Source organism: Actinoplanes sp. NPDC000266, from assembly GCF_042899005.1.
Lineage (GTDB): Bacteria > Actinomycetota > Actinomycetes > Mycobacteriales > Micromonosporaceae > Actinoplanes.
Window position 1 is genome coordinate 24,434 of the sequence record NZ_JBIAZI010000009.1, and the last position, 24,253, is coordinate 48,686.

The window sequence follows — 24,253 nt, forward strand, 5'->3', positions numbered from 1 at the left end:
CACCGATATGAAGATCATCCTCACCCAGGAAGTATCGGGTCTCGGCACGCCCGGCGACATCGTCGAGGTCAAGAACGGCTACGGCCGTAACTACCTCCTGCCGCAGGGCTTCGCGATCCAGTGGACCAAGGGCGCCGAGAAGCAGGTCGTGGTCATCAAGCGGGCCCGCGAGGCCCGCGAGATCCGTGACCTCGGCCAGGCCAACGAGGTCAAGGCCCAGCTGGCCGGCCTCAAGGTCTCGCTGACCGCGCGCTCCGGCAACGGTGGCCGCCTGTTCGGCTCGATCACCCCGGCCGAGATCGTCGAGGCCGTCAAGGCCGCCGGCGGTCCGTCGCTCGACCGTCGCCGTCTCGAGCTCCCGAGTCACATCAAGACCACGGGCTCGTACAACGTGCAGGTCAAGCTTCACCCCGAGGTGACCGCGACGTTCCCCGTGAACGTGGTGGCCGCCAAGTAAGGCTGCTTTTCAGAACGGCGCGCTGGGATTCGTCCCGGCGCGCCGTTCTGCTGTCTCTAGCTGAGGCTGTTGCCGGTGATGGCGGAGGCCAGCACGGTGGCGAGGCCGCCGCCGACGACCGCGGCGGCCAGGCCCACGCTGATCGCCTTCCAGGAATGGCTGATGAAGCGCAGGCCGACGGCCACGAGGACGCTCAGCACCAGGGAGATGCCGAACTGGGGCGCGGCCTTGGAGAGCGTGTCGAGCGCGTGCGTCTGCGTGCCGCCACCGGAGACGACCATGTAGAGGACGAACAGAACGACGGGCACGCCGTACCAGACGAGCGTGTAACCGACCGCGGCCAGCGGGCCGCCCGACTCCTCGGCCTCCTCCTCGTCGTCCGGGTCGAGAAGGTCGTTCTTGCGGATCGTGGGGTAGCTACCGGTGACCGGGCGCCGCTCGTACGAGCCTTGGAATCCCCCGGCCGCGACGGCCTCGCGCTGCTCCCGCGGAACCGGCGAGATCAGCGACGTGGACGTCATGGATAAGTTCGATGTTCCCTCGACGGCGGCTGAGCCGCTCGACCGAAAGGGCACGTAATCCGAGGTGCCGTACCGCCGGGACTCCCCCTCGGCGAGATCACTCTGATCGGCGAGATCTCGCCGCCAGTCGTTACCGCCGCCCTCGCGGTAGGACGCGCTGCCCCGGGCTCGCTCCTCGCGCTCGGCGATCTGCCAAGCGCCGGGCTCGGGGCGCTGCCTGCTTTCGGTGGTGCCGCCGGGAGACCAGGGCGCGTCCCCCTGCCCCGGACGGGGCGGGGAGTCGCGGCGCCAGGCGTCGGGACTCAGCGGTTCCTGGGCGTACGCCGTGGGGTCGAGCAAGCCACGGCGCGTGGGTGAATCCTGATCGTCGGCCCGGCGCCGGCCGGTGCCGTACTGCGGGGCCCCGGCGGTATCGGCGGGCAGGCCGCTGGCGGGGGCGGCGCTGGAGTAGCGCGGGGCGATGGCCGGGAGGCCGCTGGCCGGGGCGGCGCTGGAATAGCGCGGAGGGCTGCTCGCCGGGGCCGACGCGGAGTAGCGCGGGGGGCTGCTTGCCGGGGCTGACGCGGAGTAGCGAGGCGGGTCGGCCGGATCGGTCGCGGGGAAGCGCGTGGTCTGTCCGCCGAGGTTGTCGACGCGCGAGGTGTTGGCCGGGAAGCCGCTGGCCGGGGCCGACGGGGAGTAGCGAGGCCGATCGGTGGCCGGGCCGCCGGGGGCGGGTGTGGAATAGCGCGGCGAGCTGGAAGAGCCGCCTTCCGGATAGAGCGGGCCGCCGGCTGGGTAGCGGGGTGCGTCCTCGGAGAGGCCGCCTGGATAGCGAGGCGAATCCGCGATGGGGGCGGCGTCCGGGTAGCGCGGTGCGTCCGTGAGGCCGGAGTCGTACCGGGGCGGGGCCGGGGGGAGGCTGCGCTGGGAGTCGGCGGGGAGGCCGCTGGCGGGGGCGGCGCTGGAGTAGCGCGGGGTGCCGCTGGCCGGGTTGGCGCTCGAGTAGCGCTCGGGGTAGCCGCCGGCGGGGGACGCGCCGTAGCTGGGGGTGGAGCCGCCTCCGTACGGACCGCTGCCGTAGGGCGTGCCGCTGCGGGGCGCGGAAGAAGGGCCGTCGGGGTATCCACCACGATCGGAGGGCGCGCCGCCGTAGGGGGTGCTGCGGGAAGGACTGTCGGGATAGCCGCCGCGATCCGGGGCCGCGCTGTAGGGGGTGCTGCTGCGGGGCGCGGAAGAAGGGCCGTCGGGATAGCCGCCGCCGTACGGCGTGCTGCTGCGGGGCGCGGAGGACGGGTCGTCGTAGGGGCGGCCGCCGGGCGGCGGCTCCTCCGGGTAGCTGCGGCTACCGAGCGCGGGCTGGTTCGGGTAGCCGCCGCGCGGCGTGTCCTCATAAGGACGCCGGGGCTCGTCGGGGTAGGCCCCTCGGCCGGGAACGGCGCTGGTGGGGGCCGCGCCGAAGCCGCCGTACGGTGTGCCGCTGCGTGGGGCCGGTGCGGGCGGAAGGGCCGGAGGCGTACGCCGGGCGGGCGGCTCGGGAGCCTGTCGGCTCGCCGGCTGCTCAGGCGCGGGCGGCTCCGGAGTCTCCTCGGCCGGGCCGGCGGTGAGGGCGCGCGGGCCTTCGCCCATGGCCTCGCGGCGGGCGGCCTCGCGGCGCCACGCCAGGATGCGGGGGTCGTCCTCGGAGCGGCTCCACTGGCCGGTGTCGGGGTCGCGGGTCCAGCTGCTGGTGTCGGGCTCGGCCTCCCACGAGGCGGTCTGCTCACGCCAGTCGTCGGCGCCCGCCTTGTACCGGGCCTTCGCCTTAGACGAGCCCTGCCGCGGCCCGCCACGGCGTGGCTGCCCTCGGCGCGGGTCGTCCTGGGGAGGCAGGCCGGGCGTGGCCATGCCGCCCTGGGGCGCACCGGTCTGGCTCTGGTAGCCGCTATCGGGCCGCCCCCGGTCCGCGGCGTACCCCTCGTTGGGCCGTTCCCGGTCGGCGTAGCCCTCGTCGGGCCGCGTTCGGTCCGCGTACCCCTCGTCGGGCCGCGTTCGGCCCGCGTAACCCTGCGCCTGGTCCGCGTAGCCCTGGTCCGGGCGTGCCCGGTCCGCGTACGGCTCATCCGGACGCGCCTGACCCAAGTAGGCCTGATCGGGACGTGCCGGGACGGCGTACGGCTGATCGGCGCGCGCCTGACCCGGGTAAGCCTGGTCGGGGCGGGCCTGGTCGGGATACGCCATGGGGGCCGCGCCGAACGTGGCCGTCTCGTCGCGCTCGCGGTCGATCGGCTGGGCGGCCCGGGCCCGGCGGGCGGCGCGGCTCTCCTGCGGGGTCCAGGGATCCTGCGACGGCCGGGTCTCCTGTGGATAACTCGTGGCCCCGCCGATCAGGCCGGAGGTGGGCGCGGACGCGCCGCGGCCGGGCGTGTCCTCGTCGGCGTATCGCGGGCCACGCTCGCGGCGGCTGCGGGGAGCGGGATTCTCCGGCGCGTAGCCGCGGGGCGGAGTGCCGGAGGCTTCGTCGTACCGCGAGGGGCTCGAGGACTCGTACGGCGTCGCTGGTGGAATGCGGTAGCCCGGCTCACTTTCGTGAGGTGTCGAGCGCCACGATGAGGTCGTGGACGTGCCGGGGTCTCCGTACAACTGAATGTTGCCGGTGTCGGTGTGCCCGGCCCAATCGTCGCTGTCCCAGGACTCGCCCTCGGAACGGCCCGTCGACCAGCCCGAACCGCCGGAAGGTCCTGGCTCGGGGGCGCGACGGCGGCCGACCGGGCCCGGGGTCTGCTGAGCGCCGCGCCGCCAGGCCGCCCGGTCGTCCTCACGCACCAGGTGGCGGCCGTCGTCCCGGGAGTCGCCGGAGCGCAACCAGGTCGCGTCGGTGCTGGTCCCGGTGTCGTTCCACGTGCCCTCGATGGCGTCGCGCTGCCAGGCGGGCCGCGACGGCTGGGCGGGATCGACCAGCTGCTGCCAGGACGGAGAGCTTTCGGCGGGCGTACGGGGTGAGGGCTGCTGCCAGGTGCTCGAATCGCGCCAGCTCGGCGGGTCCTGCCGGTCGGGCTCGGTGAACTGCTGCCAGGCCGGGCGGGTGGTGTCGGAGCTCGACTCGTCGGAGCCGCTCGACCAGGCGGTGCTGGAGATGGCCGGTTGCGACGTCGGGGTCTCGGTCGAGGCCGGGTAGTCGCTGCGGCCGCCGGTCTGCCAGGCCTCGGTCGTCGAGCGCCAGCCGTGTGAGCCCGTGGTGGACCGCCACTCGGTGGTCTGCTTCCAGCGGGCGCCGGTCGCGCGCCACTCGGCCGTCTCGGTGCGCCAGCCCACGCCGTCGGCCGGGAAGGTGGTCCGGCCCGTGGAGGCGACATCGGACCAGCGGTTGGCCGGTTCGACGGCCTGGCTGTCGTCGGACTCGGCCTGTTGCGCCCACGCGTCGGCGCGGCGCTGCCAGTCGAGGGCCTCGGCGCTGGGCTGCATGCTGCCGGTGTCCGTGAGGGACGACCATTTGCCCTCAGGCTCTGCCAAATCCGGAGAATCCGGACTTCGAGTGGCCCACGAGTCCGCACCGCGCCGATCGCGCGACATGCGGGCGCCGTAGTCCCACTCCCGTTGGTCCACCCGAAAAGCGTGCCGTGCCAAAGAGCGAACCGCAACGCCTCCGGGCGACGGCTTGCTCACGCGAGGCATCTTTTCGCAGCTGTGCAGGTGTTTTTCTGCTCTCCACAGTTGGGGACGGCGAAATGCCTGCTGGACAAGGCCGGTTCGGCACGCCGGCGACGAGTTGTCCACAGCTGTCCACAGGGATATCCACAGGCTCAGGTGAGATGTCCACAGGTTGTCCCAAGACTCGTCCACCGATGCAGTTGGGCAGGTGGCGGCCGGGTTCGTACAGTGGTCCAGCCGCTTGCGCGGGCTTGATCAGGAAGTTGTTCCTGATCAAGGTGGGGAGTTCAGCCGAAAGTGTCATACCCCGGCGGTTTGATCAGGGTGTGTTCACGAACGGCCAGCGGAGGAGGCCCGGGTGTCGATCACCGACGACGCGCGACCGGAGGCACGCCCTCCGGGCAAGCAGCCCGGATCAGGCTCGGGACCCTCGGGCCCCGGTGGTCCGCCGAGCAACGGCCCGTCCGGCGGGCTCGACAAGGCGCCACCGCAGGATGTGGCCGCCGAGCAGGGCGTCCTGGGCGGCATGCTGCTGTCCAAGGACGCGATCGCCGACGTGGTCGAGATCCTCAAGACCCACGACTTCTACCGGCCCGTGCACAGCACGATCTACGACGTCATTCTCGATCTGTACGGGCGTGGCGAGCCGGCCGACGCGCTGACCGTGGCCGCGGCGCTCGCCGACTCGGGTGACCTTCAGCGCATCGGTGGCGTGCCCTACCTGCACACCCTGATCGAGAGCGTGCCGACCGCGGCCAACGCGTCGTACTATGCCCGCATCGTCGGCGAGCGCGCCATCCTGCGCCGCCTGGTCAACGCCGGCACCAAGATCGTCCAGCTCGGCTACGGCGCCAACGGCAACGGCGGCCGCGACGTCGACGACATCGTCGACCTGGCCCAGCAGGCGATCTACGACGTCACCGAGAAACGCGTCAGCGAGGATTTCGCCTCCATCGGCGACATGCTGCAGCCCACGGTCGACGAGATCGAGGCGATCGGCGCGGCCGGCGGCGGCATGGCCGGCATCCCGACCGGCTTCTCCGACCTCGACCGGCTCCTCAACGGCCTGCACCCCGGCCAGCTGATCATCGTGGCCGGGCGACCCGGCCTCGGTAAGTCCACGGCGAGCATGGACTTCGCCCGTAATGCCGCTATTCGCAGCAACTGCGCGAGTGCGATCTTCTCACTCGAAATGAGCAAGATCGAAATGGTCATGCGGCTCTTGTCGGCCGAGGCACGCGTGCCGCTGCACGTGTTGCGCTCCGGCCAGCTCACCGACGACGACTGGGCCAAGCTCGCCCGGCGCATGGGTGAGATCAGCGAGGCCCCGATCTTCGTCGACGACACCCCGAACATGAACCTCATGGAGATCAGGGCGAAGGCCCGCCGCCTCAAGCAGCGGCACAACCTCAAGCTCCTGGTGATCGACTACCTCCAGCTGATGTCCTCGCCGAAGAAGACCGAGAGCCGTCAGCAGGAGGTCTCCGAGCTGTCCCGTGGCCTGAAGCTCCTGGCCAAGGAGATCGAGTGCCCGGTGATCGGCGTGTCCCAGCTGAACCGTGGCCCCGAGCAGCGCACCGACAAGCGCCCCCAGCTGTCCGACCTGCGTGAGTCCGGCTCCATCGAGCAGGACGCCGACGTCGTGATCCTGCTGCACCGAGACGACTACTACGACAAGGAGTCCCCTCGAGCAGGCGAGGCCGACTTCATCGTCGCCAAACACCGAAACGGCCCCACCGACACAGTGACAGTGGCCGCCCAGCTCCACTTGTCCCGCTTCGTAGACATGGCAATCGTCTAGGTCGACTCACGACCGAGGAGGACCGTATTCCCAGCCCATGCGGTCCCCTTCATCGGCGAGAGCATTGAGATCAGCTTCCGACGGCAGCTCAACGTGCAGTGCCTCGCGCGATATGAGCTCGGCGGATGCTCGATCGATCTCCCGTAGACGATCGAAGTTCCGGTCGTCGTACATCACGCCGGCAGCCGTTCCAGGGGCAGACACCCAAGCTTTGTGCAGCCAGCTCCAAAGGACGGCACGAAGCGGCTTCCCGGGCAGCGGTTGGTGAGCTATAACGCTTGTTGGCGTTCCCGACATATCCGGCTTAAATACCGCCATGTAGTGGAACGGGGCATCCGTCATGGGTAAACCGTCCCCGCCTGATCAGGTGGAAGCATCACGTCGCTGTATCGGAGGCCGTGCCGAGCCAAGACCTGGTCCAGTGAGCTGCCAGTCGTTTCCAGCGCCCTGAGGAAAGCGTGCCATACCTCTTGGTTCGTTCGTATCCAGCTGACGAGGTCCGTGTTCTTGTGGACGACCGGTACGACCTGCTCCAAATCTCCAAGATCTGATGGCTGGCTTTGGGGCAGACGGCGATCGCGATTGAGCACCAGAATTTCCAGAAGGGCCTCGACGCGATCTTCCGGGCTGAACTGACGACTTCGCACGCGGGCGTAGAGGTTGTGCGTGGCCTTGCCCGCTGTCCTCGAGAGCGGCGTCGGGAATTGGAGCTCGAAGAGCTGCCCATGCGGATCGACCAGTGAGACGTTGAGACCGTTGTGCCGGGTGAGACCGTCGCTCCAGAAGCTCAAGATCTTCTTGATCGAGTAGCCGGCAGACCTCATGGATTCCAGAATTCGAGCGACGGTGCGGCCGTAGCTGGGAAGTGGGACCTCGACCGAGAAGCGCACCAGATCCTTCTGCTGCGCGATGAAGTCGTCCAAAGTGGCTCCGTCGAGAGGCGCGGTCTGGAGGAAAGCTCTAGCCAGGGAGTTCACAGTCTTGGCCCGATGCTCCTCGTCGACAACGCGCGGGCGATCGGTCTCCGACATGGGGGTCAGCGAGGCGACGACATCGCGGATGTCAACCAGAACACGGTCGGCGGTGGCTAGGGACTGGGCGTACGAGTCTTTCAGTATTGCCTGTTCAGCAGGCGGCAAAGACGCGAAAGCCAAGCGCTCCGACGCCGCCTCCGGCGACTCGAACGGCATGTCCCCGGGCTGACCGTCGGTGCCGGTGGGTGGGGTAGTGGACCACTGGCCGGGGCCATGGTGTGGGAGCGGGGACGGGGTGCCGTTGGCGTTTACCACCAAGGCGTCCATTGAAGTGATGTTGGTTGGGGCAGGGGTGCCGCTGTGCTGGTAGAAGGAGTGGCTCTCTGAGAGCTTTCCGATCTGAGGGTCGAGGAAGAGGACCGTGCCGTTGTGGTTGATGGCTGACCATGAGTGGCAGCCGCCTGCTTCCAGGTCGGTGATGATGAAGGCGTAAGCGCCATGGCCTGTGTTCAGCAAGTGGTTGGTCAAGTTGGTGAAGGCCACGTCCATCGCCTGCTTGGCCTCGGGGGCGGGAACGCTGCCCAAGTGGGGGCACAACGACTGGAAGTCGCCGCCTGTGGCCTGGCGGATTCGGTCTACGCCGGCCAGCTCGCCGCCCAACGGGCGGGTGGGGTCGCCGTGGGCGTAGGTGTCGAAGGTTCGCGGGGCTGCCACTCGAGGGCGGCCGTGGATGTACGTGTCGAACAGGGATAGGACGCCGTCTACGCAGTTGAGGCCTCGGGTGGGGTCGGCGGCGGGTCCGCCGTCGTTGGCCAGGCGGAACCAGTGGCCGGTCCGGGGGTCTGGTAGGCGGGTGGGGCGGCCGGTGGTGTCGCGGGGGACCGCGTTCTCCAGATCCACCTGGTGGATGGCCAAAGGTGGGCGCAGGCCGCCGACCGAGTTGTAGTGGCGGGTGGCGTCGATGGGGGACGGGCCGGCCGTGCCGGTCAAGGCGGAACTGTCGTCGGTCTTGACGCCGCTGGGGGCCAGGTCGCCTACGTCGTGGTTGATGCGGGCCCAGGCCGGCGGGTCCACCTCCACGGTTTCGGGGGCCAGCGCGCCGGTGCGGATCTGCTCGGCCTGGGTCTCGATCTCGGTGATGACCTCGCTGAGCTCGGACGCCTGGTGGCGGTAGTCCCGGGCCCGGAGGGTGTAGCCGGCACGGTCGGCCTCGCCGGCCAGGTGACCCAGGTCGGCGATTTTGGTGCGGTTGTCGTCGGCGATCTGGTTCAGGTAGCTGACGTACTCCTCCCGCCGGTTCAGCTCGTGGGTTCGGCGGGCGTGATCGGCGAAGCCGAAGTAGGCGGCCTCGGCGCGGGCCGGGTCCGGCGGCGGGAGCGGCCGGCGAGGTGCGCTGCTCAGGTTGTTCGGCAGGGGCGCCGCGACGACCGGGGCCGGGCGGCGTGGGCTGGGAATGCGGCTGACGTACGGGCGAGCGTCCAGCGGGTCGTTCGAGTGCGGCCGGTTACGGGGGCGATCGGACAAAGGCGAAGGTTCGGTCGTACGGGTTCTGGACGGTGCCCGCGGCGCGAGTGCCTGATCGAGGAGCGAGGCCTCCGAACTGCTCAGATGCCGGTGGGTGGTCGGGGTCCGGTCCAGCGGTAGAGGCGGGCGCCGCCGGGACGAGGCGGGGCGCGGGCCCAGGGCGTCGGCGATGCGGTCCAGATCGGACAGCGGAGCACGCCAGGTGGTTCCGGGAGGCAGACGGTTCGGGTCGTCGGAGGTGCCGGTGGCAACCGGACCGGAGTGGCGGGGCATGGCCGGCACCCAGGGAGCCATGCCCGCGGTGGCCGTGGGAGTCGAGGGACTCGAGGCGGGGGTGACCGTCGTGGCGGCCGGAGAAGGTGACGAGAGGGCGGCGGCCTCGGCGGTGACGGGGGTCGCGCGACGATCGACAGCCGGGTCTGAGGAAGCGGTCGAGGAAGAAGCGGGGTCGGCGCCGGAGGCCGGACCGGGCGAAGAGTCGAAGGCCGTAGGGGCAGGGGTGGCCGAGATGTCGACGGTGGATGACGCCACGGCAGGTGTCGGTGAGGGAGCCGTGGAGCGATCGGCTGCGGTCACGTCCGGCTCGGCCTGGCCGGCGATCGAATCGGCGACGGGCGACAAAGCGGGCGATGAGGCAGGCGAAGAGGCGGGCGACAAAGCGGGCGATGAGGCAGGCGAAGAGGCGGGCGACAAATCGGGCGACGAATCGGGCGAAGAAGCGGGTGACGAGGCTGGCGACGAAAGATCCGCAGGGGCAGTGGGCGACGGAGCGGAAGACGAGGCCGGTGACGAAGGGTCCGTAAGCGACGGCGCGGAGAACGGAACGAGCGAGGACAGGTCCACGGGTGAGGAGAAGGCGCCGGTACTCGCTTCGGGGGCGCTCAAGGGCGTACCCACAAAGAAGTCGAAGTTGGACGGCAGGGAATGCATCGCCGAGCCGGCCGCGCCCGAAGTCGCGGATTTCGCGAGATTGCCCGCATCGGGCAGGTCGCCGAAGGCCGCGGCGGCGCCGAACTCGGCCAGGACCTCGCCGCCGGCGCCACGGGCCAGACCGCCGTGGCCGTGTGCGCCGATTCCGGCGCCGCTCGAAGCCGCCCCGCCGGCGAAACCGGCCACGGCCGAGGTGCGCAGGTCGTTCAGGTCGAAGCCGTCGGAGCGGCCCGTCGACTGCTGATAGGCCTGGATGCCGCCGTTGGTCGCCAGCTCCTCACGGGCCTCGTCGAAACCCTCGTCGAGCGCCTCGTGACCGAGTTTGCGCAGGCCCTCCTTCGTGCCCAGCTGCTTGATGGCGTGCGTGGCCGTCTGCTTCAGCGCCTTCGCGCCGAGCTGTTCGACGAGCTTGCGGAAGATCTGCTGGATGGCCAGGCGGGTCGCCATGATCAGGCCACCCGCCGCCGGTGACGCGGCGCCCAGCGTGAGGACCACCGTGATGCCCATGGCGATGAGCTCGGTCAGGAAGATGCCGATCTCGATCCAGGCTTCGAGCTTCGCCGCCTCGATGTCGCGGCCGGCGCCCTCGACCAGGCCGCCGAGCTGATGTGACGCCTGGAGCAGCGCGTTCAGCGGCGCGCTCTCGTCGCCCGCCAGCCGCTGCCAGGCCTCCTCGAAACTGTCGGCGCCGGCGCCCTCGTAGCCGGACAGGATCCGCGAGACCGCGCCGAACGCCGCGTCGTTCGGCTCGACCAACGCCGTGGCCAGGGCATACCAGCGGTCCGCGACGTCCCACGTGGAGACCTCGTTGCCGTCCGGCCAGTCGAAGCCGACCACCCACTCCAGCGCCGTGTAGGCCCAGCCGGGCACGTCGAACGGGCTGAACTCGAGCGGATGGGGCACGGGGCTGGGAAGGAAGCTCATGATCGGCTCCGGTGGAGGTGGAGTCGCCCGGCCGCGCCGGCGTCGGCCGTGAGGTTGTCGCGAACCGATGTGGCGACCGCCTCGCCGAGACCGGTCATATGGGCCGCGATCAGCCGCCAGGCGTCGAGGACCTGCTGCTCGACGGGGTGGTACTGGCGCTCGAAGGACTGGCCGTACTCGTCACGGCCCCACGGCGAGGCCGCGGTCGCGGCGGCGATCTCGGCGCCGGCGTGGTTGCGGCGGGCGGTCAGGTCCTCGCCGGCCGCCGTCAGCGACCGCGAGCCCTCGAGGGTGTCGTCGGCGTCGAGCCGGAGCCACTGGTCATTCATGGCGGCCGGCCACGTCCTGGACGATCTCGTCGGAGCGGCCGAGCAGCGAGCCGAGATCGTTGTCGTCCAGGTAGCGCAGCGACCCCGAGCCGGCCGGCAGGTAGTCGGCCATCAGGCTTTTCACCTGGTGGCGGGCCTTCTCGGCGGCACTTTGGACAGTTGTCAGGATCGTCCGCGATACGTATTCGTTGTCCATGTTCCGGGTGGCCCGCCGGGTCAGCCGGAGATCGACGAGCTCGCCGCGGGGGCCGACCGTCACGCGGACCAGGCCGTCGGGCGAAGCGGCGGTGACCCGCAGGGAGTCGAGCCGGTGCTGGAGGGCGTCCAGATCGGAGCGCAGCCGCGCGTACCGTCCGTGGATCTCTTCGAGCCGGTTACGGAGATCCCGGTTCGCGTCGCGGTTCGCGGTCGTCGCCATCGTCGCCACCCTTCGAACACTTTGCGTGGTCGGTTAGCTTCAATCTGCGAACGTCGCCGTGACCCAAGGGGTTCAAGAGGGGACAGAAATGGCGATCACACGAGCCGAGGCGGAAGAGATCGCCGCGCGCTGGGCGCGCGGACAGGACGGCGACCCGGAGATCGCGGAGTTCGACCTCGGGTACGTCATCTGGACGCGGCCACCGTCGACCGTGCTGCCGGTGCCGGGCGACGGCTCGCGCACGGTGATCGACCGTGAGACCGGGGTGCTCTCGACCTGGCCGAGCGTGCCGACCGAGGAGATCGCGGCGATCTACCGCGAGCGCCGGCCCCTGCCGCCGGGCACGGTCGACCCGGCCGTCTCACTCCTGCGGCTGACCCGCCGTTCGCCGGTGCCGACCACGGTGGCGCATCTGACCGCCGGTGATCGGCTCTTCCGTGCGCAGGGCGTCAAGGGCGATCAGGAGATCAACCACCATCCGCTGGTGCGCCGGCGTCTGGACGAGACCGATCCGGCGGGCCGGGTGCGGGGCGCCGAACGGCACGCGGAGCTGGTCGCGCTCTCCGACGCGCTGCACTCCCGCGGTCCGGAGATCACCCTCGACGAGGCTCGGGCCTGGCTGCTTCGCTCGCGCTTTCAAGCATTTCTCGTACGGGACCAGGGCGATCCTCTCGGTGGCACGGAGATCCGCCCCTGCGAGACGTGCATCGCGGTACTGGTCGACTTCGCCGTACTGCCCTGGTCGGACCTGGCCTTCATCACGGAGTGGCGGCACGGGTCGGAGCGGGTGCCGGAGCCGGGCCGCTTCCCGCACGACGTGGCGCGGACGCTGGCCGGTGGAGGTTGGACCGGCCCGGTGGACCAGTCGGCGCTGGTGTCGCGGGCCGTGGAGATCAGCGGTGACCGGTTGCGGCCGTTCGAGGCGGCGGAACGCGCGATCGCGGAGTTCGGCGGCGTGCGATGTGGCCGTCGCGGCCCGGGCGCGCGGCGGGCGGTTCGGCTGCTGCGCCTCGATCCGGTACCGGGCGCGTACGCGGCGGGACCGTTGGCCGAACTCGGCGAGCTGCTCGGGGAGGAGCTCTTCCCGATCGGGGTCGAGGGCGACGACGCCGTGGTGGCGATCGACGCGCGGGGCCGCGTCTTCGTGCTCGATCAGGGCGGCGAGTGGATGGTCGGCGCCACGGTGGACGAGGCTCTGGTCAGCCTGCTGACCGGCGACGGCCCGGAGCGTCGTGTGCACGACGACGGCCGCTGGTGAAAGACAAGAGCCGGTCGAAGGCGCGGCACAGCTCACCGCCGGGCCGTGAAGGCCGGCGGTGAGTCGCGCGGCACGACGTCAGTCGAAGAGGTCGTGCAGGAAGCCCTTGCGCTTGCGGTAGTGGCCGTGGTGGCCGCCACGCCGGTAGTGGCCGTGGTGACCGTAGGCCGGGGCGGGCGCGTAACCCGGAACCGGGGCCGGGTAGCCCGGGGTGGGCTGGCCGTACCCAGGAGGCGGCGGCGGAGGCGCATAGCCACCGGGCTGCGGCGCGTGGGGCGCGGCCGGCGGCGGCGCGGCCGCGGGACGAGGGGCCTGGCGAGTGTTGTAGGACGACTCGGCGTCGAAGAGCTTCTCGAGCTCACCGCGGTCGAGGAAGATCCCGCGGCACTCGGTGCACTGGTCGATCGTGACGCCGCTGCGCTCGTACACTCGCATCTCGCCGTGACACTTCGGACAGGTCATCTGCATCTCACAGACGGTACAAGGCTGTGTCATCCGTCGGGGCACTAAAAGCTGTGGGGTTCCTGTGTGCGGTGCGCAGGGCGAGGCCCCACACCAGGAACGCAACCGGATACAGCAGGTAACCGAACCGGGTCGTGGGCATCAGCAGGATCGCCGCCAGTAGGCCCCAGCCGCAGATCATCGAGGCCGCCGACGCCGTGCGTGGGGGGCGCACGAAAATGCGTACGGTAATGGCGATCGCAACCGCGACCAGTAGTCCCAGCGCGACGAAACGCCCGGCCGGCAGGTGTTCCGAGATCAGATAGCCGGGGAACGGCGACTGGGCCGGGCTCTTGACGAGACCGTGCCCGAGCGGGAAACGGATCACGTTCTCGAGGAAGGCGTCCCGGTTGACCAGGAACGGCGGGATGAGCACGAGAACCGGCAGGGCGATCGCGCCCGGAGCCAGGCGGCCGGCGCGCTTGGTGACGATCGCCAGCACGATCAGAACGGCCACCACGGGCAGCGCGAACAGCTTGCACGCGGCGGCCGCGCCGACGGCCAGCCCGGCCCAGCCGTAACGTTCGGTAGCGACGCAGGCGAGCGCGAGCAGACAGAGCGCCAGCACCGGGATGTCGTCGCCGCCGGTGGCGAGGGTCAGCGCGCAGATCGGCAGAACCGTGACTGCCTGTAGCGCCCACACCGACCACGGCGACTCGCGCAGCATGCGGACGGCCACTATCAGGGCGGCCGCGGTGACGACCGCGAACCACACGCGCGAGTCGGTCCACCAGACATCCCCGAAGATCGCGCGCGGCAGGCCGAAGACCGCCATCCCCGGCTGGTACGGGCTGTAACCCATCAGCCGCTCGTCGAGCGGCAGGGCGGCGATCGCGTCGCGGCTCAGATAGGGCGTGCCGTCGTGCAGGAGACGCTCGCCCATCCGCTCGACGACCAGCACCTCCTCCTGCGCCCGGTCGACGCGCCCGCCCGCCCGCTGCACGGCCTGGACGATGAGCGGCAGCACCGCCGCGGCCAGCCAGGTGGTCCAGGTGAGTGCGATTCTTCCGCTTCTCTTGCGGTACGTCACCAGCTGCGCGACGACCGCGAGAAATGCGCCCGCGTACGCCCAGACCGCGATCGCACCCCACGCACGATGGGGCAGCAGCGTCGAGGACGTCGCGGTGAACAGCGCGAACGCGGCGGAGAGCCCGTACAGCGCCAGGTCGGCCGCGTACTCCCGGACGCCACGGTCCTCAGCTGCTGTTTCCCCACTCACGCGGGCAAGTGTGGCAGAGAAGATCTCCCTGTTGAGCCGGGCCGCCGCCGCGACATGCGGACCACCGCGCCACCGTCGTGCAACGACGCGGCCAGCGCGCCCGTGCGCCCGCCCGTGCCCCGCTGCATGGTCGCCAGGAGGCGATCGGCCGACATCGAACGGGCGAACAGGTGGCCCTGGCCGGCGACGCAGCCCAGCTCCCACAGCGAGAGCCGCTGCGGTTCGCTCTCCACACCCTCGGCGATCACCGTGAGGTGCAGGCTCCGGGCCAGGTCGACCGTGGACCGGATCACCGCGACCGCCTCGGACGAGGTCTGCACGGTGCTGACGAACTCCCGGTCGATCTTCAACTGGCTGACGGGGATGTGGGACAGCACCGACAGCGGCGACACACCCGTGCCGAAATCGTCCAGGGCCAAGCGGACGCCGGCCTCGCTGAGATGGTTCAGCGCCTTGCGCACCACCTCGAGCTGGGTCAGGGTCAGCGTCTCGGCCAGCTCGAAGACCAGCATCTCGGGCGAGACCTTGTGACGGCCGAGCCGGGACAGCACCATCTCGGGGAAGCTCGGGTCGAGCAGGCTGCGCGGCGACACGTTCACCGCGACCGGCATGTCGAAGCCGGCCGCGCGCCACTGGTTGGACGCGTCGAGCGCCTGCTCGAGGACGGCGTCGGCGAACGCCGGCAGCTGACCGGAGCGCTCCACGGTCTCGAGGAACTGCATCGGCGTCAGGAAGCCGTGCTCGGGGTGCTGCCAGCGGGCCAGGGCCTCGGCCCACAGCACCTCGCCGCTGCCGAGGTCGACGATCGGCTGGAACTCGACGACGAACTCCCGCTCGGCGATGGCCCGCTGGAGCTCGCTGCCGAGCACCAGCCGTTCGACGTCGGCGGTGTCGCTCGCGTGCGCGTAGGTCGCGGTCTGCTGGCCGGCCTTCTTCGCCTGGTACATGGCGATGTCGGCCCGGCGCATGAGCTCGTTGACGCCACCGCTGCCGGGGGCGAGCGCGATGCCGGCGGCGGCCGAGACCGAGAGCTGCATGCCCTCGACCTCGATGGCGTCGTCGAGCGAGGCGAGGACGGACTCGGCCCGGTGGCCGGCCATCGCGGGGGTCGGCAGGTTGGTCAGCAGCATCGCGAACTCGTCGCCGCCGAGCCGGGCGACCAGGTCGCCGGGGGCGGCGGCCGAGCTCAGCCGCCGGGCCACCTTGCGCAGCACCGCGTCGCCGGCGGCGTGCCCGAGCGTGTCGTTGACCTCTTTGAAGTGGTTGAGGTCGATGAGCAGCAGGGCGACCACGCCGTCGTCGCTGTCGCCGGAGAAGTGGCGGGTGGCCCGGTCGTACAGCTGGCGGCGGTTGGCCAGGCCGGTGAGGGCGTCGTGGGCCGCGTCGTGCGCGTTCTGGGCGCTGATCCGCGCGAGTTCGGCGTACGCCGAGGCGTTGCGGATGGCCGTGCAGAGCGCCGAGGCGAAGGTCTTGAGCTTGTACTGCTCGAACTCGGTGAGCTTGACGGCGCCGCCGAAGCGCAGCCGCAGCACGCCGACCCGCAGGGTGCCGTCGTGCGCGATCAGGTCGGTGGTGACCTCACCGCGATGCTTGTTCTTGGCCGTGCCGGGCGACCCGTCGTGCCGGATGCCGGCGGCCGAGCCGATCACCACCCGGTCGTCGGTGCCGGCCACGGCCAGGTCGATCTCGGCCTCACTGGCCGAGAAGATGACGGCGGCCCGGGAGACGGCGGAGTGCAGCACCTGGGTGAGGTCGACCGCGTTGAGAGCGTCGGTGGCCTCGGAGAGACGCTGCCAGGAGTCGCGTTCCTCCCGGGTGCGCACCCGGCCGGACTGCCAAAGTTGGAGGCACGCCACGATCAACGGCAGCAGGAGCAGCAGCAGCGGATCGCCGTTGTAGGCGAGCAGGGCCATCGTCACCAGGGTGGCCACGAGCCGGACCACATAACCGACCAGCTTGACGTCCAGATTGCGGCGGGCGATGTCACGCAGTCGCGTCCGCGATGAAATTGCCATTACCGGGACGAAAGCCGCCTGGTCGACAAATGCCATCGCGCACAGGCCCAGAAGAATGGCCCCGGCGGCGAAAGGCGGGTCGCTGACGCTGGGCTGGACGCCGTAGAACAGGAACACCAGGGCGGCCGAGGACGCCAGAAGAGTGTCCTTGGCGACCTGCCACACGGTCTTGAGCAGGGCGCGCCGCATCGCGATGCGGTTGATCGTGATGGCCAGCGTGGTGCAGAGGATCACCCATGGCGACGGCACCAGCGCCAGCCCGATCAGAACCGGCACCTCGGTCCAGGTGGTGACGTCCTGGTTGGACAGCACCCGGAAGCGGACCCGCAGCCGGATCGCCACCAGGATCGCGCCGAAGATCAGCCCGATCACCAGGAAGTTCGGCGGCGGCATCGACCGGGTCAAGGTGAGAGCCACAGCCCCGCCGGCGGCACCGAGCGCCAAAACGACGACGAGACCGACGAACAGCCGGAGCTGTCGATCGGTCGCGTCGTCGTTGGAGCTTCTGGTGGGCATCTGAGGGCGTCCTGTCACTGAGCGCATCGAAGCAGTCGCTTCGGGCTCAAGCGTATTCACCCCATGCCCGTTCGCGCACCTAGGAGTTCACTCCCATTCCTGGCTGCTACGCATGGCCCTCTCCCTGCTGATCTCGGCGGCGGAAGTGCATGTGTTCGTCGCGACGACCAGAAACATATTGGGCTTTCAACCAGGTTCATAGTGTTTTGTGTCGGTATGAGCAGAAAGTGATAACAGCTGGATCGCTCATTACTCACTGCTTAGGAATGGCGACGCAGAGCGATCTGGAATACCGTTATGGCCGCAGTGTCCAAATCGCACTCTGTGCTTTTGTTCTCACCCTCCGAGTGGCCATTTCCTGAGAGATCCACAACCCATCTGACCAGCGCATAGACGCCAGGCATTTGTTTTTCGGATTAAATTGTGCGCGGCTCATCGCGGCCGTGCGAACTCACGGCCGTATGAACTTTCTATAAGCTCCTGGTATGCCCGACGAATCCCAGCTCACTCACGTCGACGAGGCCGGCGCCGCCCGTATGGTCGACGTCTCCGCCAAGGAGGTCACCGCACGCCGGGCGATTGCCGCCGGTCGTGTCGTGACCACCCCGGAGGTGATCGCCCTCTTGCAGAGCGATGGCCTTCCGAAGGGCGACGCGCTCGCCGTCGCCCGCCTCGCGGGGATCATGGGGGCGAAAAGGACACCCGATCTCGTGCCCCTCTGCCACCCCATCGGGCTGCACGGCGTCAAGGTCGACCTGACCGTGACCGACACCTCGATCGAGATCACCGCCACTACCAAGACCGCCGATCGCACCGGGGTCGAGATGGAGGCGCTCACCTCGGTCGCCGTCGCCGGCCTCACCATGATCGACATGATCAAGGCGGTGGATCCGGCGGCGAGCATCGAAGCCGTCCGCGTCCTGCGCAAAGAAGGCGGCAAGACCGGCGATTGGGTACGTCCGGAGGACCGGCCGTGAGCGACATCACCGCCCGCGTGATCGTGGCGAGCAATCGTGCCGCTGCGGGGATCTACGAGGACACCAGCGGGCCGCGGCTCGTCGCGGGACTGCGCGAGCTCGGCTGCACGGTGACCGGAGACCCGGTGGTCGTTCCGGATGGTGAACCCGTCGCCGAGGCGTTGCGCCAGGCGGTTGCCGACGGCATTGACGTCGTGGTGACCAGCGGCGGAACCGGTGTGACCCCGACCGATCGCACACCCGAGGCGACTCGTGGTGTGCTCGATTTCGAGGTCCCCGGCATCGCCGAAGCCATCCGAGCGCACAGCCGGGACAAGGTGCCGGCCGCGGCTCTTTCCCGCGGCCTGGCCGGTGTCGCCAGCCACACGCTGATCGTCAATCTGCCGGGATCAACCGGCGGGGCGAAGGACGGACTCGCCGTGCTGGGCCCCCTGCTCCGGCACACGGTAGACCAGATCCGTGGCGGCGACCACCCCCAAAGCAGTGGGGCTGGATAGGCTCGACCGGTGAGCGCAGACGACACGACTCCGGTCGACTGGGAGCAGGCCCGCGCCCTGGCCTACGCGGCCGGCCGCTCGGCGGCGGGCGCGGCCGAGCCGGTCTCGCTGCCCGAGGCCGACGGGCGCACGCTCGCCGAGCCGTTGCGGGCCCTGACCGACCTGCCGGCCTTCCCCACCTCGAGCATCGACGGCTGGGCGGTGCGCGGCCCGCAGCCGTGGCGCCCGGTCGGCCGGGTGCTGGCCGGCGGGATCGCCGAGCCGCTGACCGAGGACGGCACGTGCGTCGAGATCGCCACCGGCGCGATGGTCCCGTCCGGGGCGGCCGCCCTGGTCCGGATCGAAGACTCCACACGCGACGGTGAGGGCCGGGTCAGCGGCGAGCCGCGCCGGCACGCGGTGCCCGACTGGCGCATGCCGGGCGAGGAGGCGGCGAAGGGCGAGGTGCTGCTGCCGCCCGGCACGGCGGTCGACCCGGCCGTGATCGGTGTGGCCGCCACCTGCGGATACGAGGCGCTCAGCGTCTATCCGCAGCCCAGCGCCGGCCTTCTGGTCTTCGGTGACGAGCTGCTGACCGCGGGCACGCCGGGCGCCGGCCGGGTGCGCGACTCGCTCGGCCCGCAGGTACCCGGCTGGCTGCGGCGCTACGGCGCGACGGTCGCCCCGTCGGCGGTCGCGGGCCCGGTGCAGGACACTTTGGAGGCTCACCTCGCCGCGGTCCGGGGCGCCCTGCGAACGGCCGACCTGGTCTGCACCACGGGCGGCACCATGCACGGCCCGGTCGACCACCTCCATCCGGCGCTGGCCGAGCTCGGCGCCGACTACGTGGTCAACACGGTCGGTGTCCGCCCCGGCTTCCCGATGCTGCTGGCCCGGGTCCCGGGCGAGGACGGCCGTTCCCGCTTCCTGGCCGGCCTGCCGGGCAACCCGCAGTCGGCCGTGATCGCGCTGATCACCCTGGTCGCCCCGCTGCTGGCCGGCCTGCAGGGCCGCCCGTCCCCGGCCCTGCACACGGTCGAGGCGGCCTCGGTCGTGCGCGGCCGCGGAAACGACACCCACCTGGCGCTGGCCCGCCTCGACCCGTCGGGCCGGGTGGCCACCCCCGTCGGCCACGTCGGCTCGGCAATGTTGCGCGGCCTCTCCAACGCACACGGCTTCGTCGTCGTCCGCCCCGGCACCGAGGTCGCGGCCGGCGACCTCGTCCCCTTCCTCCCGCTCCCGCTCGTCGCTGGGGAGCGCCCGTGATCGAGATCGACGCCGAGGAGCGCCCATGACCGGGATCATCGCCGTCAGCGAAGTGCTGGACGCGCCGCTCGACCTGGCCGCGCACGAGAAGGCGGTCACCGACGTGCGCGCCGGCGCCGTGGTGTCGTTCCAGGGCGTGGTCCGCGACCACGACCACGGCCGCGGTGTGACGCTGCTGGAATACGAGGGGCACCCCAGCGCCGCCGCCGTGCTGCGCGAGGTCGCCGAGGAGATCGCCGCCGATCCGGACGTCTACGCGGTCGCCGTGTCGCATCGCGTGGGCACGCTCGCCATCGGCGATGTCGCGCTCGTGGCCTCGGTCAGCACGGCGCACCGGGCCGCCGCGTTCGCGGCCTGCGCCCGGCTGGTCGACGAGGCCAAGGCCCGGCTGCCGATCTGGAAGCGCCAGGTCTTCACCGACGGCTCCGACGAGTGGGTCAACTGCCCCTAGGCCCGGGGATGGCCGGCACGCGCGCGACCACGGCCGGGCGACGGCGCAGCGGAGCCGCGGGGCGCCACGGGAGGGCGTTGAGCAGCACTATCGCCGTGATCGCCGGGATGTTGCCGATGGGCGGCAGGGCGAAGACCAGGGTGACCGTGGCCGCGGCCGCGAAGGGGCCCAGGCCGGTCAGCCGCCGCGGTGTGGGGCGCCGGGGGTTGGCCCGCCGGCGCGCACCGGCGTCGATCAGGATCAGGATCGCCGGCAGGACCCAGAGCAGCTCGTTCGCCGTGCTGACCGGGGCCACCGCCGCGCCCGCGAGACCGACCAGCGTGAACGCCGCGATCTCGTCGCCCTCGGCGTGGGCCGCGCGGGCCCGGATCAGGCCGACCGCGAGCAGCAGCACGGCGAACGACAACCAGACCATCACCGGGGTGCTCGCCGAGTCGTAGAGGCGGGCCAGCACGCCGGCCAGCGACTGGTTGGCTGGTGTGTCGAACGGCCCGTCGCGGTCGATGCCGGGCAGCACCGTGCCGAACCAGGCGGCGCTGGCGCCGGGCGCGGCCAGCAGCGCCCCGATGACCAGGCCCGTGGTGGTGCCGAGGGCGGTCAGCACGGCCCTCCACTGCCGGGTCAGCGCGAGGTAGGCGACGAACAGCAGCGTGCCCGGGCACAGCGCCGAGGCGACGCCGATGCCGGCGCCGGCCCAGGCGCCGGTCCGCCAGACGTGCCGGAGCCGTCCGTCCCGGGCCGTCGACGGCCACCAGGTGGCACGGGTGCGGGCCCAGGCCGAGCGGCGAAGAGCCACCAGGTCGGCGACGACCAGGCCGAACAGGATCAGGTCGAGATGGCCGAGCCCCAGCGTGGACCGCACGGGTTCGAGGGTCAGGGCGAGCGCGCCGGTGGCGAGCACAACCGGTTGGCGGGCCCGGCCGTAGCGGCGCGCGACCGGGCCGGCCAGGGCGGTCAGGGCCAGGAGAAGCGTGGCCACCCCGGCCACGGCGAGCGCGCCGCCGGCCATCGCGAGCGGCATGGCGGCGGCCGGGACGAGCAGGATCGCCGCGGCCGGGGGCAGGCTCATGCCGTACGTGTAGAGCCCGTCGCCCGACAGCCACGCGATGATCGCCTGGCGATCGGCGGCGAGCGTGCTCAAGCCGTACATCTCAAGCGAGACCACGACCGCGACAAGCATCGCGAGAGTGACCAGGCGTTTCACCGCCGACATGGCGCGACCCCCGTCGCTATCGGGTCCAGGCAGGCGGAAGCGAGCCCCTCGTCGGCTTTAACGCAAAGATCGCAAGTAGGTTGTTAGCCGGGCATCTTGCGTGCGGCCGCCGCGCTCATCGCGGCGATCTTGGCCTCGCGCTTGGCCGTACGGACGGCGCGTTTGACCTTGCGCTGGGACCGGTCGACCGCGTGCGTGGTGCGGTAACGCAGACCCGGCTGGCCCTGCGTGTCGGCCGCGGCGAGCAGCAGACCGCCGAGCAGGCCCAGATTTTTCAGGAACTGGGTCTCCTGCTGGGCGCGGTCCGGGCGCGACCGGTCCCAGAACGGGTGACCGGCGGCGGTCGTCGGCAGCAGGCCCGCGGCCAGCACCGCGGCCGCCGGGCGGGTGAAGTGGCCGGTGGCCAGGGCCAGACCGGCGACCACGTCGCTCACCGCCTTGATCTGCACGAGCGTCCGAGCGTCGGAGGGCAGGCGCGGATCGGTCTTCTCCAGCCACGGGCCGACCTTGTCGGTGACCCGCTGGGCGGTCTCGACCTTGGAATCGGGATTGAGCAGGACGCGGACGCCGCTGACCACGAAGATCGAGGCCAGCATCGCGCGGGCGACGGTGCGTACAGGCTTCATGAACCTGGTTATACCCGCCGAACGCGGATCACACCGGCTGCGTACGCAGGTAGCGCCCGAAATGCGGCACCGTGAAGGCGACCGTGCCGCGCTCGCCGGAGTAGATCAGGCCCTTTTTGATCAGGGCGTCGCGGGCCGGGGAGAGGCTGGCCGGCTTGCGGCCCAGGGCCGTCGCGATCTCGGCGGTGGGCACCGCCGCGTCCATGTCGTTGTCCGGCTCACCGGACAGCGCGGCCATGGCCCGCATGTATTCGCGCTCGGCCGGGGTGGCCCGCTCGAACCGGGAGCCGAAGAAGCCGACCGCCAGCTCGGCCTCGGCCTCGGGCGCGGCGACCCGCACGTCGGCGTCGGTCACCGGCGACTGCGGCGCGTGGTCCCAGGTCGCCTTTCCGTACGCCTGCACGAAGTACGGATAGCCGCCCGACTTCTCGTAGAGCAGGTCGAGGGCCTTCGCCTCGTATTCGACCTCCTCGCGGGCGGCCGGCGCGCAGAGCGCCAGGTCGGCCGCGACCCGGTCGAGCCGGTCGATGCGCTGGTAGCGGAAGAGCCGCTCGGAGTAGGACTTCGCCGCCGACAGCACGGCCGGCAGGTGGGGCAGGCCGGCCCCGACCACGATCAGCGGGGCGCCGAGCTGCGACAGCTCGTGGCAGGCGGCGCAGAGCGCCGAGACGTCGGCCGGGCCGAGGTCCTGCATCTCGTCGATGAACAGGGCGATGCCGGTGCCCACGTCGGTGGCGAGCGAGGCGGCGTCGGTGAACAGCTCGACCAGGTCGATCTCGATGTCGCCCGAGTCGGCCCGGCCCCGGGCCGGCGGCACGTCGATGCCGGGCGCCCAGCGGTCGCGCAGCTTGGCGTTGCTGTCGTTGGCCCGCAGCGCGAAGGCCTTGAGCACGCCGAGCACCTCGTCGACCCGGTCGGGGTCGCGGTGGTGCGGGGCCAGCTCGCGGATGGCCATGTGCAGCGCGGCCGAGACCGGGCGGCGCAGCGACTGGTCGGGACGTGCCTCGATCTTGCCGGTGCCCCAGAGGCGGCCGATCGCGGCCGAGCGCAGCGTGTTGAGCAGGACGGTCTTGCCGACGCCGCGCAGGCCGGTCAGCACGAGGCTGCGCTCGGGGCGGCCGCGGGCGACCCGCTCGAGCACGACGTCGAAGGCGTCCAGCTCGCGGTCGCGCCCGGCCAGCTCGGGCGGGCGCTGGCCGGCGCCGGGGGCGTACGGGTTCCTCACCGGATCCACGGAGTGCACAGTATCGGGCCGTCTAGCTTCAGCGCTAGAGATGGCTAGTTTTACCTCGCGAGTCTCTCGACCCTGCTCTAGGCGTATCTAGCTCTGACGGTAGAAAGCGCTAGAGCGCCCTAGGAGCTCTTGTGCTCCTTCAGGCAGAGCACGAAGTCGAGGTCGTCGAAGGCGCTGTCGTAGAAGTACCACTTCGTATAGCCGGTCACCGAAGAGCACTTCTTCTCGGCGTCCTTCTCCCCCGACGTCTTGCCCTTGACCTGCTTGAGCACCTCGTACGTCCCGGAGGTGCAGGCCGACGTGCGCATGTCGGGCAGATCGTCGGAGCCCTCGTTGACCACGCAGTCGCCCTCTTTGACGTAGAACCGGGCGTCCTCGCTGCCGCGCGGCGCCGGCCCTCCGGGCTGGGTGGCCGAGGCCGACGCGTTCGGCGAGGCCCGGTTGTCCTGCTTGTCGTTGCGCTCCTTGAGCAGCCACGCCGTCGCGCCGAGCCCGATGCAGATCAGCACGCCGAGCGTCACCACGAGGGCGATGATCGGAGTGTTCCGTTTCGGTGGCGGCGGCGGGGGAGTACGCATCCAGTCGCCGTCCGGGCTCACCGGCGCGTTGAGCGGGGCCGAGTTGTACGCCACCGGTTGCTGCGGGATCGACGGCGGGTGGGCGCCCCACACCGGTTCCTGCACCGGGGCTCCATGGTCACCCCACGGGTCGGCGGGCTCCGCATACGGCTCATCGGAGCTCCCGCTCGACCACGGCGGACCGGAGTACGGGCCGTTCTGCGACATCAGGGATCCTCCGAAGGCGGGTTATGCGCTCTCACCGTAGCGTGCGGGCACGACGCAAACCCGCACGGAATCGCCGCCTCTGTCGGCAACACGACGTCCGTGGCGCAATCGATACCGCTACGGTGCACGTCCGTGCCGATACTCCTCGTGATCTTGGCGGCGACCTTCGGCGGGTCGGCCGCCGCCCTCCTCCCCCGCATCGCCTATCGGCTCGCGGTCCCCTATGGGT

General features: G+C 70.9%; 19 protein-coding genes. 7 read left to right on the forward strand and 12 right to left on the reverse strand.

Annotated elements, in window-relative coordinates; translation table 11 throughout:
- Positions 1-7: 7 nt before the first annotated feature.
- Positions 8-457: a 50S ribosomal protein L9 gene (rplI, locus tag ACFY36_RS33255; RefSeq protein ID WP_097325442.1), complete on the forward strand. Its 450-nt coding sequence runs from the start codon at positions 8-10 to the stop codon at positions 455-457.
- A gap of 56 nt (positions 458-513) precedes the next feature.
- Here rplI and ACFY36_RS33260 read toward each other — a convergent pair whose 3' ends face one another.
- Positions 514-4,449, reverse strand: a complete 3,936-nt coding sequence (locus ACFY36_RS33260) for a hypothetical protein (RefSeq protein ID WP_499749886.1) — start codon at positions 4,447-4,449, stop codon at positions 514-516.
- 496 nt (positions 4,450-4,945) lie between these two features.
- Here ACFY36_RS33260 and dnaB point away from each other — a divergent pair, with 496 nt between their 5' ends.
- Positions 4,946-6,388: a replicative DNA helicase gene (gene dnaB / locus ACFY36_RS33265; RefSeq protein ID WP_499749887.1), complete on the forward strand. Its 1,443-nt coding sequence runs from the start codon at positions 4,946-4,948 to the stop codon at positions 6,386-6,388.
- A 6-nt stretch (positions 6,389-6,394) separates the two neighbouring features.
- Here the strand turns inward: dnaB and ACFY36_RS33270 are convergent, their stop codons facing one another.
- Genes ACFY36_RS33270 through ACFY36_RS33285 form a run of 4 tightly spaced genes read right to left on the reverse strand, consistent with a single transcriptional unit; the run spans position 6,395 to position 11,487 of the window.
- Positions 6,395-6,730, reverse strand: coding sequence for a hypothetical protein (locus tag ACFY36_RS33270; protein ID WP_499749888.1), 336 nt, complete (start codon positions 6,728-6,730; stop codon positions 6,395-6,397).
- A complete protein-coding gene (locus ACFY36_RS33275) occupies positions 6,727-10,740 on the reverse strand; it encodes a toxin glutamine deamidase domain-containing protein (RefSeq protein ID WP_499749889.1) in 4,014 nt (1,337 codons plus the stop codon). The genes ACFY36_RS33270 and ACFY36_RS33275 overlap by 4 nt, the downstream gene beginning before the upstream one ends.
- On the reverse strand, positions 10,737-11,069 hold the full coding sequence (locus tag ACFY36_RS33280) for a hypothetical protein (RefSeq protein ID WP_499749890.1): 333 nt from the start codon (positions 11,067-11,069) through the stop codon (positions 10,737-10,739). The genes ACFY36_RS33275 and ACFY36_RS33280 overlap by 4 nt, the downstream gene beginning before the upstream one ends.
- Complete coding sequence (locus ACFY36_RS33285) at positions 11,062-11,487, reverse strand: YbaB/EbfC family nucleoid-associated protein (protein WP_499749891.1); 426 nt, start codon at positions 11,485-11,487, stop codon at positions 11,062-11,064. Before ACFY36_RS33285 ends, ACFY36_RS33280 begins: the two co-directional genes overlap by 8 nt.
- An 88-nt stretch (positions 11,488-11,575) precedes the next feature.
- Here ACFY36_RS33285 and ACFY36_RS33290 point away from each other — a divergent pair, with 88 nt between their 5' ends.
- Positions 11,576-12,745, forward strand: a complete 1,170-nt coding sequence (locus ACFY36_RS33290; protein ID WP_499749892.1) for an SUKH-3 domain-containing protein — start codon at positions 11,576-11,578, stop codon at positions 12,743-12,745.
- A 78-nt stretch (positions 12,746-12,823) separates the two neighbouring features.
- Here the strand turns inward: ACFY36_RS33290 and ACFY36_RS33295 are convergent, their stop codons facing one another.
- From ACFY36_RS33295 to ACFY36_RS33305, 3 genes are read right to left on the reverse strand one after another with little or no spacing between them, the layout of a single operon-like run.
- Positions 12,824-13,213 (reverse strand): TFIIB-type zinc ribbon-containing protein, encoded by a 390-nt coding sequence (locus ACFY36_RS33295; protein WP_498693447.1) that lies wholly within the window; start codon positions 13,211-13,213, stop codon positions 12,824-12,826.
- 1 nt (position 13,214) lies between these two features.
- Positions 13,215-14,465, reverse strand: a complete 1,251-nt coding sequence (locus ACFY36_RS33300) for a glycosyltransferase 87 family protein (RefSeq protein WP_499749893.1) — start codon at positions 14,463-14,465, stop codon at positions 13,215-13,217.
- Positions 14,462-16,996, reverse strand: a complete 2,535-nt coding sequence (locus ACFY36_RS33305; protein WP_499749894.1) for a putative bifunctional diguanylate cyclase/phosphodiesterase — start codon at positions 16,994-16,996, stop codon at positions 14,462-14,464. Before ACFY36_RS33305 ends, ACFY36_RS33300 begins: the two co-directional genes overlap by 4 nt.
- Before the next feature lie 485 nt (positions 16,997-17,481).
- Here ACFY36_RS33305 and moaC point away from each other — a divergent pair, with 485 nt between their 5' ends.
- From moaC to ACFY36_RS33325, 4 genes are read left to right on the forward strand one after another with little or no spacing between them, the layout of a single operon-like run.
- Positions 17,482-17,973, forward strand: coding sequence for a cyclic pyranopterin monophosphate synthase MoaC (gene moaC, locus ACFY36_RS33310; protein ID WP_499749895.1), 492 nt, complete (start codon positions 17,482-17,484; stop codon positions 17,971-17,973).
- Positions 17,946-18,470: a MogA/MoaB family molybdenum cofactor biosynthesis protein gene (locus ACFY36_RS33315; protein WP_498656129.1), complete on the forward strand. Its 525-nt coding sequence runs from the start codon at positions 17,946-17,948 to the stop codon at positions 18,468-18,470. Before moaC ends, ACFY36_RS33315 begins: the two co-directional genes overlap by 28 nt.
- Before the next feature lie 9 nt (positions 18,471-18,479).
- Entirely contained in the window at positions 18,480-19,715 is a 1,236-nt protein-coding gene (locus ACFY36_RS33320) for a molybdopterin molybdotransferase MoeA (RefSeq protein ID WP_499749896.1), read from the forward strand.
- Positions 19,716-19,740: 25 nt separating this feature from the next.
- On the forward strand, positions 19,741-20,166 hold the full coding sequence (locus ACFY36_RS33325) for a molybdenum cofactor biosynthesis protein MoaE (protein ID WP_097325422.1): 426 nt from the start codon (positions 19,741-19,743) through the stop codon (positions 20,164-20,166).
- Here the strand turns inward: ACFY36_RS33325 and ACFY36_RS33330 are convergent.
- From ACFY36_RS33330 to ACFY36_RS33345, 4 genes are all read right to left on the reverse strand, one after another.
- The gene (locus ACFY36_RS33330) at positions 20,153-21,379 is read right to left on the reverse strand and encodes a glycosyltransferase 87 family protein (protein ID WP_499749897.1); all 1,227 of its coding nucleotides are present in this window, start codon (positions 21,377-21,379) and stop codon (positions 20,153-20,155) included. The two genes, ACFY36_RS33325 and ACFY36_RS33330, sit on opposite strands and share 14 nt — an antisense overlap.
- Positions 21,380-21,462: 83 nt before the next feature.
- A complete protein-coding gene (locus tag ACFY36_RS33335) occupies positions 21,463-22,005 on the reverse strand; it encodes a DoxX family membrane protein (protein WP_499749898.1) in 543 nt (180 codons plus the stop codon).
- Positions 22,006-22,033: 28 nt separating this feature from the next.
- Positions 22,034-23,239 (reverse strand): ATP-binding protein, encoded by a 1,206-nt coding sequence (locus ACFY36_RS33340; RefSeq protein WP_097325416.1) that lies wholly within the window; start codon positions 23,237-23,239, stop codon positions 22,034-22,036.
- 119 nt (positions 23,240-23,358) lie between these two features.
- Positions 23,359-24,024: an LppU/SCO3897 family protein gene (locus ACFY36_RS33345; protein WP_499749899.1), complete on the reverse strand. Its 666-nt coding sequence runs from the start codon at positions 24,022-24,024 to the stop codon at positions 23,359-23,361.
- Positions 24,025-24,253 lie beyond the last annotated feature (229 nt).

Bases quoted from the DNA above. Each gene is read 5' to 3' on its own strand.
- ACFY36_RS33280 (WP_499749890.1), bottom strand. From the start codon at position 11,069: ATGAATGACCAGTGGCTCCGGCTCGACGCCGACGACACCCTCGAGGGC.
- ACFY36_RS33275 (WP_499749889.1), bottom strand. From the start codon at position 10,740: ATGAGCTTCCTTCCCAGCCCCGTGCCCCATCCGCTCGAGTTCAGCCCG.
- ACFY36_RS33270 (WP_499749888.1), bottom strand. From the start codon at position 6,730: ATGACGGATGCCCCGTTCCACTACATGGCGGTATTTAAGCCGGATATG.
- ACFY36_RS33290 (WP_499749892.1), top strand. From the start codon at position 11,576: ATGGCGATCACACGAGCCGAGGCGGAAGAGATCGCCGCGCGCTGGGCG.
- ACFY36_RS33345 (WP_499749899.1), bottom strand. From the start codon at position 24,024: ATGTCGCAGAACGGCCCGTACTCCGGTCCGCCGTGGTCGAGCGGGAGC.
- ACFY36_RS33325 (WP_097325422.1), top strand. From the start codon at position 19,741: ATGACCGGGATCATCGCCGTCAGCGAAGTGCTGGACGCGCCGCTCGAC.
- ACFY36_RS33285 (WP_499749891.1), bottom strand. From the start codon at position 11,487: ATGGCGACGACCGCGAACCGCGACGCGAACCGGGATCTCCGTAACCGG.
- ACFY36_RS33295 (WP_498693447.1), bottom strand. From the start codon at position 13,213: ATGCAGATGACCTGTCCGAAGTGTCACGGCGAGATGCGAGTGTACGAG.
- ACFY36_RS33305 (WP_499749894.1), bottom strand. From the start codon at position 16,996: ATGCCCACCAGAAGCTCCAACGACGACGCGACCGATCGACAGCTCCGG.
- moaC (WP_499749895.1), top strand. From the start codon at position 17,482: ATGCCCGACGAATCCCAGCTCACTCACGTCGACGAGGCCGGCGCCGCC.
- rplI (WP_097325442.1), top strand. From the start codon at position 8: ATGAAGATCATCCTCACCCAGGAAGTATCGGGTCTCGGCACGCCCGGC.
- ACFY36_RS33335 (WP_499749898.1), bottom strand. From the start codon at position 22,005: ATGAAGCCTGTACGCACCGTCGCCCGCGCGATGCTGGCCTCGATCTTC.
- ACFY36_RS33330 (WP_499749897.1), bottom strand. From the start codon at position 21,379: ATGTCGGCGGTGAAACGCCTGGTCACTCTCGCGATGCTTGTCGCGGTC.